13 protein-coding genes are annotated in these 12,472 nt (G+C 71.9%); 4 read left to right on the forward strand and 9 right to left on the reverse strand.

The genetic code is table 11. The annotated features are described in order from the left end of the window. Window positions 1-83: 83 nt before the first annotated feature. The 8 genes from QFZ74_RS24580 to zapE all read right to left on the reverse strand — a co-directional run bounded on the left by QFZ74_RS24580 (window position 84) and on the right by zapE (window position 7,238). Window positions 84-497 (reverse strand): VOC family protein, encoded by a 414-nt coding sequence (locus QFZ74_RS24580; RefSeq protein ID WP_307622989.1) that lies wholly within the window; start codon window positions 495-497, stop codon window positions 84-86. Between the two features lie 146 nt (window positions 498-643). Further along, entirely contained in the window at window positions 644-1,399 is a 756-nt protein-coding gene (locus QFZ74_RS24585) for a peptidyl-tRNA hydrolase (protein WP_307622990.1), read from the reverse strand. Between the two features lie 50 nt (window positions 1,400-1,449). Then, window positions 1,450-2,316, reverse strand: coding sequence for a polysaccharide deacetylase family protein (locus QFZ74_RS24590; protein ID WP_307622991.1), 867 nt, complete (start codon window positions 2,314-2,316; stop codon window positions 1,450-1,452). Window positions 2,317-2,379: 63 nt separating this feature from the next. Continuing rightward, complete coding sequence (locus QFZ74_RS24595) at window positions 2,380-3,243, reverse strand: slipin family protein (RefSeq protein ID WP_307622992.1); 864 nt, start codon at window positions 3,241-3,243, stop codon at window positions 2,380-2,382. 113 nt (window positions 3,244-3,356) lie between these two features. Beyond that, window positions 3,357-4,841 (reverse strand): SulP family inorganic anion transporter, encoded by a 1,485-nt coding sequence (locus QFZ74_RS24600; protein ID WP_307622993.1) that lies wholly within the window; start codon window positions 4,839-4,841, stop codon window positions 3,357-3,359. 8 nt (window positions 4,842-4,849) lie between these two features. Continuing rightward, window positions 4,850-5,428: a carbonic anhydrase gene (locus tag QFZ74_RS24605; protein WP_307622994.1), complete on the reverse strand. Its 579-nt coding sequence runs from the start codon at window positions 5,426-5,428 to the stop codon at window positions 4,850-4,852. 71 nt (window positions 5,429-5,499) lie between these two features. Beyond that, the gene (locus QFZ74_RS24610; RefSeq protein WP_307622995.1) at window positions 5,500-5,925 is read right to left on the reverse strand and encodes a hypothetical protein; all 426 of its coding nucleotides are present in this window, start codon (window positions 5,923-5,925) and stop codon (window positions 5,500-5,502) included. 206 nt (window positions 5,926-6,131) lie between these two features. Next, window positions 6,132-7,238: a cell division protein ZapE gene (gene zapE, locus QFZ74_RS24615; protein ID WP_307622996.1), complete on the reverse strand. Its 1,107-nt coding sequence runs from the start codon at window positions 7,236-7,238 to the stop codon at window positions 6,132-6,134. A 37-nt stretch (window positions 7,239-7,275) separates the two neighbouring features. On the opposite strand from zapE, the gene QFZ74_RS24620 reads away from it, so the two are divergent. The 4 genes from QFZ74_RS24620 (at window position 7,276) to msrB (ending at window position 10,953) form a co-directional block, all read left to right on the forward strand. Then, window positions 7,276-8,136 (forward strand): pyrimidine reductase family protein, encoded by an 861-nt coding sequence (locus QFZ74_RS24620; protein WP_307622997.1) that lies wholly within the window; start codon window positions 7,276-7,278, stop codon window positions 8,134-8,136. A gap of 175 nt (window positions 8,137-8,311) precedes the next feature. Continuing rightward, window positions 8,312-8,785: an indole-3-glycerol phosphate synthase gene (locus QFZ74_RS24625; protein WP_307622998.1), complete on the forward strand. Its 474-nt coding sequence runs from the start codon at window positions 8,312-8,314 to the stop codon at window positions 8,783-8,785. A 342-nt stretch (window positions 8,786-9,127) separates the two neighbouring features. Beyond that, a complete protein-coding gene (gene murC / locus QFZ74_RS24630) occupies window positions 9,128-10,531 on the forward strand; it encodes a UDP-N-acetylmuramate--L-alanine ligase (RefSeq protein ID WP_307622999.1) in 1,404 nt (467 codons plus the stop codon). Window positions 10,532-10,545: 14 nt separating this feature from the next. Next, a complete protein-coding gene (gene msrB / locus QFZ74_RS24635) occupies window positions 10,546-10,953 on the forward strand; it encodes a peptide-methionine (R)-S-oxide reductase MsrB (RefSeq protein ID WP_307623000.1) in 408 nt (135 codons plus the stop codon). 15 nt (window positions 10,954-10,968) lie between these two features. Here the strand turns inward: msrB and QFZ74_RS24640 are convergent, their stop codons facing one another. Beyond that, window positions 10,969-12,270, reverse strand: coding sequence for a M14 family zinc carboxypeptidase (locus tag QFZ74_RS24640; protein WP_307623001.1), 1,302 nt, complete (start codon window positions 12,268-12,270; stop codon window positions 10,969-10,971). Window positions 12,271-12,472 lie beyond the last annotated feature (202 nt).

Raw genomic sequence — 12,472 nt, forward strand, 5'->3', positions numbered from 1 at the left:
CGGCGGCCTTCCCGGCCGGCGCACGCACGCGCACCGGCCGACGGGCCGGCCACCGGCACAACGCCCTTCGGCCCAGGCGGACTTCAGCTTCCGCTCTGGACGATGTTGACCATCCAGGGAATGCCGAACCGGTCCGTGCACATGCCGAACACATCCCCCCACATCTGCTTGTCCAGGGGCACCGCCACCTGGCCGCCGGCCGACAGCTTCTCCCAGTAGCCGCGCAGCGCGGCCTCGTCGTCGCCGCTCAGGCTCACCGAGAAGTTGTCGCCCCGGGCGAACGTCATGCCGGGCGGGGTGTCGGCACCCATCAGGGTGAAACCCTGGGGCGTCTCCAGCATGGCGTGCATGACGCTGTCGGCGTGCGGAGCGTCCGCGTCACCGAGCTCGCCGAAGGTGTGCAGGGACAGGGTGCCATCGAAGACGTCCCGGTAGAACTCCATCGCCTGACGGGCGTCGCCGTCGAAGCTGAGGTAGGGGTTGAGACGCGAGGACATACGAGCCTCCCGAAGCGGGTGGACGGTAAGTTGCGGGCACAGTAACCCCGGCCACTGACAACGCCCCGGCGCGCTGGGCCGGGGCCCCCGCGGGTGAGCCGTTCGGACCTGCCCGGGATGATCGAACCGGCCGCGAGCGCGTCCGCTCAGCGCCAGTCGGCCGGCCGCCGTACCCGCTCCGGCAGGGCGGCGACCCGCCCGTGCCCCTCGACCGCGACCGTCAGTCCGGGCGCGATCTCGGTGAAGCCCGCGTCGCGCACCAGCGGCCGCTCGCTGCTGAACAGCTTGTCCCACGCGGCGGGTTCGGCGGTGCGGACGGCCAGCGGGAAACCCGCCGCACGCCAGGCGGACCGCTCCTCGTCGGAGAGTTCCCACCAGGCGAGGTGGGCGCCGTGACCGGCCTGTGCCATCGCCTTCCCGGCCGTCATGTCCAGCTCCGGGTTCAGCCACAGCACGGGCTGCCCGGGGTCGGCGGCGGCCGGCGGCTCCGGGTCCTCGAGCTGGGTGCCGGACACCTGGAGCTTGACGAGGTCCTTGGGCCAGTCGTCCAGCAGAACGGGCGGGAAGACCCGTACCTCCGCGGACGCCCCGGTGACCGTGATCCCGGGCAGCGCCTCGGCCCGCCGCCACTCGGCCCCGCGCGCCCGCCGCACGACCTTGCGGATCCGGGCGTCCTCCCAGGCGTCCACGGCCTCGGCCCACTCGCCGTCCCCCGTGGACCGCTCGTCGCCGAGCATGACGAGCACGGCCCGGGCGGCCGTCTCCAGCGCGTCGGTACGGGCGGGCGGGGCGCTCTTCTCGATCCGTACGACCATGGGCAGCACGTACTGCGGCGCCTCGTCGCGCGCGGTCGGCTCGGTACGGAAGGGGCTGTCGCCGGACGGCGTCGGATCATGGCTCACAGCAGCCCAGCCTAAAGGGCGGCAGGCCCCGGCCGTCCGGCGCGGGCCGGTCACCGGTGGGCGGCGCTCTCCCCGATGAGCTGGGACACCTTCACGAACCTGAAGCCGCGCTTACGCAGTTCGGGCACGATCTCGCGCACCACCCGTTCCGTCGTCGGGGCCGCGCTGCGCGTGCAGTGCATGACGACGACCGACCCCGGCTTCACCCCGCCCAGCACCTGCCGGGCGACGGCGTCGGCGTCCGTGGCGAACGCGTCCCCGCTCACCACGTCCCACTGCACCGCGGTGACCCCGAGGCCGCTCAGCGAGCGCAGCGCCTTCCTGTCGTAACAGCCGCCGGGGAAGCGGAAGTACGGCATCGGGTGCGCCACGCCCGCCTTGCGCAGGGCGGTGTACGCCCGCTCCACGTCCGTGCGCATCCCGCCCCCGGGGACGGTCGGCAGGCCGTAGCAGTCACCGGTGAAGGCGTAGTGGCTGTAGGAGTGGTTGGCGACCTCGAACAGCGGGTCGCTGCCGATGTCGCGGGCCTCGCCCGGGTACTCGTCGGCCCAGCGGCCGGTCATGAACACGGTCGCGGGGACCTTCAGCGAGCGCAGTGTGGTGATGAGCTCGGGGTTGTCGAAGTGCTCGCCGTCGGCGGCGCGCTTGCCCTCGTCGGCCGTCATGTCGGCGTCGAAGGTCAGGGCGACGGTCTTGCCCTGGGTGCGCGGGCCGTTGCTGAACACGGGGGTGAGTCCGCCCGGGGCCGGGGCGAGCGTGGGCGGGCGGGCGGGCCCGTGGGCGACCTTGTCCGGAGCGGGGTTGGCGGGGGCCGGGTGGCCGGCGTGCGAGGTCTCGTTGGTGCCACAGGCGGCGAGCGTGGCGAGGGCGGCACTCAGGGCGCAGGCCAGGGTGACGCGTCGTACAAGAGTGAACATTGTACGAAGGTATGACTGGGAATCCGGCGAATCGCCCGACCTGGCCCATGGCTGCCGCCGAGGTCACCCGCCCGGCCGTGGTGTCGGGGGCTGAAGGGGCGGTTGCAGGGCCTGTGCGTGGGGAGTGGTGGTCCCGTCGCTGATGGACGCGGGCGTCGACGGCGGCGGCTGCGGGCCCTTCTCCAGGAACCGCAGCAGCTCCACCGGGATCGGCAGCACGAGCGTGGAGTTCTTCTCCGCCGCCACCGCCATCACCGTCTGCAGCAGCCGCAGCTGGAGCGCGGAGGGGGTGTCGGCCATCTGCTGGGCCGCCTCCGCCAGCTTCTTGGACGCCTGGAACTCGGCGTCGGCGTTGATGATGCGCGCCCGGCGCTCCCGGTCGGCCTCGGCCTGGCGGGCCATGGAGCGCTTCATCGTGTCCGGCAGCGAGACGTCCTTGATCTCCACCCGGTCGATCTGCACGCCCCAGCCCACGGCCGGGCTGTCGATCATCAGCTCCAGGCCCTCGTTGAGCTTCTCGCGGTTGGAGAGCAGGTCGTCGAGCTCGCTCTTGCCGATGATCGAGCGCAAGGACGTCTGCGCCATCTGCGAGACGGCGAACCGGTAGTCCTCGACGTTGACGATCGCGGCCGACGCGTCCACGACCTTGAAGTACACGACCGCGTCGACCCGGACGGTGACGTTGTCGCGCGTGATGCCCTCCTGCGCCGGGATCGGCATCGTCACGATCTGGAGGTTGACCTTCCGCAGCCGGTCCACCGCGGGAATGATCAGGGCGAGTCCGGGCGCGCGTACATCGCCCCGCAGGCGGCCGAGGCGGAACACGACGCCGCGTTCGTACTGCTTGATGACGCGCACGCCCGCCGCCAGGTACAGCAGCCCGACGGCACCCGCGCCGATGATGGCACCTATCAGTTCCTGGAGCATCCCGACCCCCTCCGTGAGAGGTCTCGTGTGTCTGCTCCTGCAACGATATGCCCGGTGTCCGGTCCGGGGCCATGGTCGTGGCCACCCCCGGTCCGGGCACTGGTTCCGGCGCGCTACGCCGCCGTCAGCCGCACCGGTTCGGTGCCGGCGGCGCTGTGCCGCTCGGCCCAGCCCTCCAGCGCCCTGAGGCAGGCGTGGTCCAGGTGGTGCAGCCCGGTCAGGTCCAGCCGCACCGGCCGGTCCTGGGGCAGCGCCTCCAGCTCGTCGAGGATCTTCGGCAGCCGCAGGAAGGTCGCGTTGCCCGACAGGTACGCCTCGACGGGGCCCGCGCCCTTGTCGACGACCTCCAGCCGGATGTGCGAGGCCTCCCAGGCCGTCTTGACGATGGCCAGCGCCAGCCCGATGAGCACGCCCTCGAACATGCTGACCGCGACGATCGACACGGCCGTGACGACCAGGATCAGCACCTCGCCCTTGTGGTCGCGCCACAGCGAGGCGATCTCGCGCACCGGGACCAGCTTGGCGCCCGAGTACACCAGGATGCCCGCGAGCGCCGGGATCGGGATGTACGCGAGGACGCCGGGCAGCAGGGCCGCGAACAGCAGCAGCCAGACGCCGTGCAGCACCCGGGACGCCTTGGTCCGCGCGCCCGCCTGGACGTTCGCCGCGCTGCGCACGATCACCGCGGTCATCGGCAGCGCGCCGAGCAGACCGCACACCGTGTTGCCGGCGCCCTGGGCGAGCAGCTCCCTGTCGTACGAGGTGCGCGGACCGTCGTGCATCCGGTCCACGGCCGCCGCGCTGAACAGGGACTCGGCGGACGCGATCAGGGTGAAGGCGACGATCGTGCCGATCACCCCGGGCTGCGCCAGCTCGCCGAAGGCGCTCAGCGGGGGCGGCTGGAGCGAGCCCAGCAGCCCCCGCACCTCGACGGTGGCCACCGGCAGGTCGAGCACCAGGGCGGCCACCGTGGCGAGTCCGACCGCGGCGAGCGGTCCGGGCACCGCCCGCACCTTCGCCGGCATGCGCCGCCACAGCACGAGGACGGCGATCGTCCCCGCGCCGAGCGCGAGCGAGGCCAGCGCGCCGGTGTCCCCGAAGGCGTCCGCGAGCGCCCCGGGCAGCCCGACCAGCTTGCCGGGGCCCGATTCGGGCGCCTCGGCCGCCAGCACCGGGTACAGCTGTCCGGCGATCAGCACCAGACCGATACCGGCCAGCATGCCCTCCACCACGGAGACCGAGATGGCCCGGAAGTACCGCCCCAGCCGCAGGGCGCCCATCAGGACCTGGAGCAGACCGCAGACGAGCACGATCACGCCGAGCACGGGCAGCCCGAACTCGCCGACCGCCTCGAAGACCAGCACGGTCAGCCCCGCGGCCGGCCCGGACACCTGCAGGCTGCTGCCGCGCATCAGCCCGGCGACGAGGCCGCCCACGATGCCGGTGACCAGACCGAGTTCGGCCGGCACCCCCGAGGCGACGGCCACGCCCACGCACAGCGGGAGCGCGACCAGGAAGACGACGAGGGAGGCGAGGAAGTCCTGCTTGAGATGGGGGAACTTGGAGGCCCGGGGAGCCTCGGGCGTCGTCGTGGTCATGGGGCCGCTCACAGCGCCTCGAAGGAGTCGGTCAGGCAGCGGTGCGCGCGGACGGCGCCGGTGTGCACCTCGTAGTACCAGCCGTGCAGGGTGAGCCGCCCCTGCGCCAGCCTCTCGGCGACGCACGGGTACGAGCGCAGCCGCAGCAGCTGGGCCAGGACATGGCTCTGGACTCCTTCGGCGACGCACGGGTCGTCCGCCGCACCCGCGGGCCGCGGTTCCGCGCTGGTCAGCCAGTCGCGCACGGCGGGTACGGCGTCCAGGTCGTCGCCGCGCACCAGCGCGCCGACGGCGCCGCAGTGGGAGTGGCCGCAGACGACGATGTCGCTGACGCCGAGCACCGTGACGGCGTACTCGATGGTGGCCGCCTCGCCGCTGGGCCGCTGGTCGGGGTAGGGCGGGACGATGTTGCCCGCGGTGCGCAGCTCGAAGAGCTCGCCGGGGCGGGCGCCCGTGATCAGGGCCGGAACGACCCGGGAGTCGGAGCAGGTGATGAACAGGACCTGCGGGGACTGGCCTTCGGCGAGCTTGGCGAACTCCTCAGGGCGCTGTCCGAACGTACGGGCGTTGTCGATGAGGGGCTGCATGATGTTTTCCTCCTGGCGCGCCGCTGTGGCGCGTCGGGCCTGTATGACAGTCGAGCGGAGCGGCTCCTGTCTCAGCAGCGGAAGACCTGAAGCGCTGCCGGAGAAGCGGGTCTCGGGGCCTGCGCGGTGCGGTGGTGCCGGGCGCCGTGCGCGTCCGGAGGACGGGTGAGGGCCGCACCGCGCCCGGGTATCAGGGGGGCGTGCTCCCAGCCGGCGGTGGTGGTGCGGCGGCGCTCGCGGGCCTGCGGGGGACCGGAGGGGTCGCCGGAGTGGTCGGTGCCGCGGAACTCCTCGGCGCCCTCGCGCGACACCTCGGGCGCGTTCACAGGGGGCAGGATTCCGGGCTGAGCCTTGGCCTCCGCCTGGCGGAGCGTGTGCGCGGATGCGAAGGATCCGGCGGACGCGAAGAGTTGCGGGATGAGCAGGGCGAGCAGGGTGGTGGCGAGGAGCGGGACGAGGCGGGCGAGCACGGCCCGGGGCGTCGTACCTCGGAACATCCGTCCTCCCCCCTGACGGTCCACGTCTCTTGTCCGCCTCTTGTCCGCACCAATGATTGGTCAACGGATGGTCAAGAAACACCTTAACCCTGCAAAGTCGTTTGCAGGGTTAACGGGGTGTTTCGTGTCGAAGAGAGCGTGAAAAGTGCGGGTGACATGGCGCGAACCAGCTCTTGATCCACTGGATCCGAGCTGGTATCAGGCCGTCAGTGGTCCGCCACGAGGCCCTTGGCGTCCCGGGCCAGCGCCGTGAGCCGCGATATCGCGCGGAAGTACTTCTTGCGGTAGCCGCCCTTCAGCATCTCCTCGCTGAACAGCTGGTCGAAGGGCAGGCCCGAGGCCAGGACGGGGACCTCGCGGTCGTAGAGCCGGTCCGCGAGGACGACGAGCCGCAGCGCCGTCGACTGGTCGGGGACGGGGCGGACGCCGGTGAGGCAGACCGCCTTGAGGTCGTCGGTCAGCGCGCCGTACCGGCTGGGGTGCACCTTGGCCAGGTGGTCCAGCAGGTGCGGGAAGTCGTCGAGCGACGCGCCCTCGGTGGCGTACGCCGCGCTGGTCACCTGCTCGTCGGAGTACGGTGCCGGCGCCTCGGGCAGCCCGCGGTGGCGGTAGTCCTCGCCGTCGATGCGCAGGGCGCGGAAGTGCGCGGACAGGCCCTGGATCTCACGCAGGAAGTCGGTGGCCGCGAACCGGCCCTCGCCGAGCTTGCCGGGCAGGGTGTTGGACGTGGCGGCCAGCGCGACACCGGCGTCGACCAGCTTGCCGAGCAGGGTCGACACGAGGACGGTGTCGCCCGGGTCGTCCAGCTCGAACTCGTCGATGCACAGCAGCCGGTGACCGGAGAGGGTCTGGACGGTCTGCTGGAAGCCGAGGGCGCCGACGAGGTTGGTCAGCTCGACGAACGTGCCGAACGCCTTGAGGGCGGGCTCGGCCGGGGTGGCGTGCCACAGGGAGGCGAGGAGATGGGTCTTGCCGACGCCGTAGCCGCCGTCGAGGTAGACCCCGCGGGGCCCGGCCGGCGTCTTCGGCGCCTTGACCCGCCCGAAGCCGAAGAACCCGCGCTTCCCGGAGCCCGTGGCGTGCGCCCCGCCGAGACCGCCCGCGAAAGCCTGGAGGACGCCGACGGCCTCGGTCTGGCTGGGCTGGTTCGGGTCCGGGATGTACGTGGCGAAGCGGACGGAGTCGAAGCGCGGCGGTGGCACCATCTCGGCGACCAGCCGGTCCGCGGGGACGTGCGGCTCGCGTTCGCACAGGGACAGCGGGGTCACGTCGGTCGGTGAACTGAGCCCGGAGGCGGCGGTGGATGACGACACGGTTACCCATGCTAAGCGCCGTGTCACACTGCACGACATGCGACGCCTGTTCCCTGTGACCGAAGAAACAGCAGCCCAGGCCTCTGGTGAGGCGCCTCAGGCGGACGGGGCGGGGGGCCCCGGCGGGGCGACCGAGGAGGGCCGCGCGGCCACCGACGGCGGTACCGGCCGCGAATGGAGCCTGGCCGAGCTGGCCGCCGCGTACGCCTATCCCGAGGCCGCCGCCGAGGGGCGCGAGCCCTGGCTGCGCGCCAACATGGTCTCCACGCTCGACGGCGCCGCCCAGCACGACGGGCGCTCGCAGCCCATCTCCTGCCCGGCCGACATGCGGATCTTCGGCGTGCTGCGGGCGCTCGCCGATGTGGTGATCGTGGGTGCGGAAACGGTTCGTCAGGAGGGCTACCGGCCCGCCCGCGCGCGGGCCGAGTTCGCGGCGGTCCGGGAGGCGGCGGGACAGGGGCCTGCCCCGGCGATCGCGATCGTCACCGCGAGCCTGGATCTGGACTTCTCGCTGCCGCTGTTCACCTCGCCTCTGGTGCCCACGCTGATCCTGACCGGCGCCGCGGCGCCCGCGGACCGGATCGCCGCCGCCGAGGAGGCGGGCACGCGGGTGGTGATCGCGGGTGAGGGCGCCGGAGTGGACCCGGCCCGCGCTGTACGGGCTCTCGCCGCTCTCGGCCACACCCGGCTCCTCACCGAGGGCGGCCCCCGGCTGCTCGGCCAGGTCATCGCCGCCGGGGTGCTGGACGAGATGTGCGTGACCCTCGCGCCGATGCTCACGGCCGGTGACGCGCAGCGCATCGCCGGAGGGCCGGCGGTCGCCGTTCCCCGGCGCTTCGAACTCGTGTCCCTGCTGGAAGAGGCCGGTTTCCTGTTCGGTCGTTACCGTCGCTCCTGATTTCGGCACCGACGCTCCTGAAATCAGCGGAATCTGCCGTTCCGTTTAGCTTCCGGAGGGCACACTAAAACCGGCAGGACCCGTGCGATCACGGGGCAGGATGGTTTCCGCAGGGCCTGGTCCGGCCCACGGAGGAGGGAGGGCCTTAGGGCCCTCGAAGCAGAATGGGGCGCTGGTGTTCACAAGCGTATTGATGATCGAGAAGGCCCTGACGTCCGCCGACGTGGAGTTCGTCACCACCTTGCACGGAGACGAGCCGGTCTCCTTCCACGTGCTGCTCGAGCCCCGCGGCGACCAGGCCGATCGCCTGCTGCGGGCGATCGACGACATCGCCCTGGGCGAACTGGACGACGCCGCCCGCGAGGGTGAGCGGCCGGAGGGCGAGGCGGCGAAGGAGCCCGCCGCGCAGGCCCTGGACGTCTCCCTGAAGGCCCTGCGCCTGGCCGGATGCGAGGCCGACGGCCGGCTCGTCGAGGACCATCCGCTGGACGCCCTGAAGGCGCTGGTGGAGGAGACCGGCGCGGACGAGGTGATCGTCCTGACCGATCCCCACTACGTGGAGGAGTTCTTCCACCGGGACTGGGCGTCGAGAGCGCGGCACAAGGTGGGGGTGCCGGTGCTGAAGCTGTTCTCGCGCAGCAAGGCGTAGGCGCTGCCGCTGGGCTTGGCCGGGTGGGTGGGTTTTGGGTGGGGTGCGTTGTTTCGTGCGGGTTCGTGGGGGTGGGGGCTGGGCGGGGGATCGGGGGGTGGTTTCGGGTGCGGGTGTGTGGGGGCTGGGCGCGCAGTTCCCCGCGCCCCTTTTGGGGCGTGGCGCTTGGGTTGGCCGTGGGGTGGGGTTTCAGACCGGGGATGTGGTTCCCCGCGCCCCTTTGGGGGTGGCCGCTCGGGTTGGTCCGGGGGGTGGGGTGGGACGTAATAGGTGTTGGGTGGGGTGGGGTCATAAGGTGGGGCGCTGACGTTCGCTTCGCCGCATCACTCCAGGGAGACGCACATGGCACCCGGCCTTCCCACCGCCATGGACCGACCGCACTTCATCGGCATCGGCGGCGCCGGGATGTCGGGGATCGCGAAGATCCTCGCGCAGCGCGGGGCCAAGGTCGCGGGCAGTGACGCCAAGGAGTCGGCGACCGCCGAGGCGCTGCGCGCGCTGGGCGCGACCGTGCACATCGGCCACGCCGCCGAGCACCTCGCCGACGACGCCAGCTGTGTCGTGGTGTCGTCCGCGATCCGCGAGGACAACCCGGAGCTGGCCCGCGCCGCCGAGCTGGGCATCCCGGTCGTCCACCGCTCCGACGCCCTCGCCGCCCTGATGAACGGCCTGCGCCCGATCGCGGTCGCCGGTACGCACGGCAAGACGACCACCACGTCGATGCTCGCGGTGTCGCTGTCGTCGCTCGGCCTGTCCCCGTCGTACGCCATCGGCGGCGACCTGGACGCCCCCGGCTCCAACGCCCTGCACGGCGACGGCGAGATCTTCGTCGCCGAGGCGGACGAGTCGGACCGCAGCTTCCACAAGTACGCGCCCGAGGTCGCCATCGTCCTCAACGTGGAACTCGACCACCACGCGAACTACGCCTCGATGGACGAGATCTACGAGTCCTTCGAGATCTTCGCCGGCCGGATCGTCCCCGGCGGCACCCTGGTCATCTCCGCCGACCACGAGGGCGCCCGCGAGCTCACCCGCCGCCTGGCCGACTCCGGCGTGCGGACGGTGACGTACGGCGAGGCCAAGGACGCCGACGTACGCGTGCTGTCGGTGGTTCCGCAGGGGCTGAAGAGCGAGGTCACCGTCCTCCTGGACGGCGAGGAGCTCACCTTCACGGTCTCCGTCCCCGGCCGCCACTACGCGCTGAACGCCGTGTCGGCGCTGGCGGCGGGCGTCGCCCTGGGCATCCCGGCGAAGGAGCTGGCCCCGGCGCTGGCCGCGTACACGGGTGTGAAGCGGCGCCTCCAGCTCAAGGGCGAGGCGGCCGGCGTGCAGGTGATCGACTCCTACGCCCACCACCCCACCGAGATGACGGCCGACCTGGAGGCGATGCGCGGGGCCGCCGGTGACGCCCGCGGCCGTATCATCGTCGCCTTCCAGCCGCACCTGTTCTCCCGCACCCAGGAACTGGGCAAGGAGATGGGCCAGGTCCTGGCCCTCGCGGACGCCTCCGTCGTCCTCGACATCTACCCGGCCCGCGAGGACCCCATCCCGGGCGTGACCAGCGCGCTCATCATCGACGCGGCCCGTGGCGCCGGCGCGGACGTCACCGCCGTGCACGACAAGGGCGACGTCCCCGCCGCGATCGCGGGAATGGCGAAGCCGGGCGATCTCGTTCTCACCATGGGTGCGGGCGATGTGACCGACCTCGGCCCGCGCATCCTGGACCGCCTGTCGCAGCAGCACTGAAGGGGCTGAGACTCATGTCGTACGACGTCGTGAAGCCGGACGAGCAGTGGCGCGAGGAGCTGACCCCGGACGAGTACGCGGTCCTGCGCCAGGCCGGCACGGAACCCGCCTTCACCGGTGAGTACACGAACACCAAGACCGAGGGCGTCTACTCCTGCCGCGCCTGCGGCGCCGAACTGTTCACCTCCGACACCAAGTTCGACTCCCACTGCGGCTGGCCGAGTTTCTACGACCCGCGCGACTCGGACGCGGTGGAGCTGCTGGAGGACGTCTCGCACGGCATGGTGCGCACGGAGGTGCGCTGCGCCCGCTGCGGCTCGCACCTCGGCCACGTCTTCGAGGGCGAGGGCTACGGCACGCCGACCGACCAGCGCTACTGCATCAACTCGATCTCGCTGAAGCTGGAGCCGGCCGAGGACTGAGGATCCGCGCGTACGTCATGAGCCGGAGGGGCTGGCGTGCGGGTGCCGGGCCAGGAGGCGCCGGGTGATGGCGAGCATGGTCCGGGTCTGCAGTGCGGTCTGCCGACGGACGGGCACCCAGCGGGCGCCGAACAAGTCCTCCAGCTCGTGGCACCACTCCCGCACCAGCCCGTCCAGGGCGGTGGCGACCGGGGCGAATGGTTCGCCCAGGGCCTGTCGCATCATGGCTGCGGCGCGCAGTGGGATGCGCCCGGCGGCGATGCGCAGGGAGGCGGCGTTGCCCCTGGTGGTGGCCAGCCCGAAGCCGTCCGGGCTCTCCTCCCCGTGGGTTTTCCACGTGTCCACCACCCCTGGGCAGATGTCGAGCAGCTCCCGGGCGGCTGTGAAGAGCGCTCGATGCGACTCCTCTTGCGGTGGTTGCCTCTCGGCGGCGTCGAGAACCGCCTCGACCTGTGCGGCCCGCCCGAGCAGTATCTCGCTCGCCCACGCGATCTCCTGGTCCGGTCGTTCGACGGGCCGTGGATCGCTGACCTCGTCCACGGCCCAGAAGGGCGCTTCGAGGACGGCGGAGACGGTGCCGTGCCGCATGGCGTACATCCAGGTCGCCTGGGAGGTGAAGCCGGACGGGTCCCGTTCCTCGCCGGTGCTGTCGGCGGGCAGGATCAGCACGCCGGGGCTGTCCACGACCCACCCCATGCCGTCGAACGGCCGGTGTTCCAGGGGGATGTGGAGGTCGGCGGCCACGGTCCGGTACGTCTCGGCCAGTCCCTGGACGTCCTGCGTCAACTGCATGAAGGATCCACCGACTTCGACCCCGTGCAACGAGAACTGTGCGACGGGACGGAGTTCGTCGATGAGCCGGATGAGGGCCGCCGACTCGGGCATCGGGGACCGCGGGTCGCCCTCGACGGGCGGGAATTCGGGATGACTGGCGAACGCGGGGCGGTAGAAACCCCGGTAGTACGTCCCGACGGATGGCGGCGCCTCGCTCATCCATCTCTCGGCGATGGCTGTGCCGTCGGGGTCGAGACAGATCAGGAAGTGCCAGGCGCAGTCCAGTGCGTCGAGGACGTCCGGACGGTGCGCCAGTTCTTCGGCCAGGCGTAGCGCGGACGTCCCGCCGACCAGCTCGTTGGCGTGGGCTCCGGCGACGGTGAGTACCTGATGGGACCCCTGCCCGGCCGACAGCAGCCACAGGGGCCGGCCGGCGCGCGAGACCCCGACTTCACGCAGGCGCAGGAGGCCGGGGTGGGCGGCGACCATCGCCTGAGCGTCGCGCGTCAGCCCAGCCAGGGTGAGGTACGGGGTCCCGCGCATGCCGGCCTCCGGTCAGGATCCGGCGGAGTTGCTGTCGCCCGTGGTCTCCTTCTTGTCCAGCGGGCGGATCACGATCTTGGTGGCCATATCGACTCCGTTCTTCGCAAGCGACTGTGCGGGAAGGGATGTTGACCGTTCTGGCGCGATCACTGACCGCGTCTCGTCAAGACTCGATATGCCGGGGCGAGGTGTCAAGGGTGCG

Origin of the sequence: Streptomyces sp. V3I7, from assembly GCF_030817495.1 — a bacterium.
In the GTDB taxonomy this organism is placed as follows: domain Bacteria; phylum Actinomycetota; class Actinomycetes; order Streptomycetales; family Streptomycetaceae; genus Streptomyces.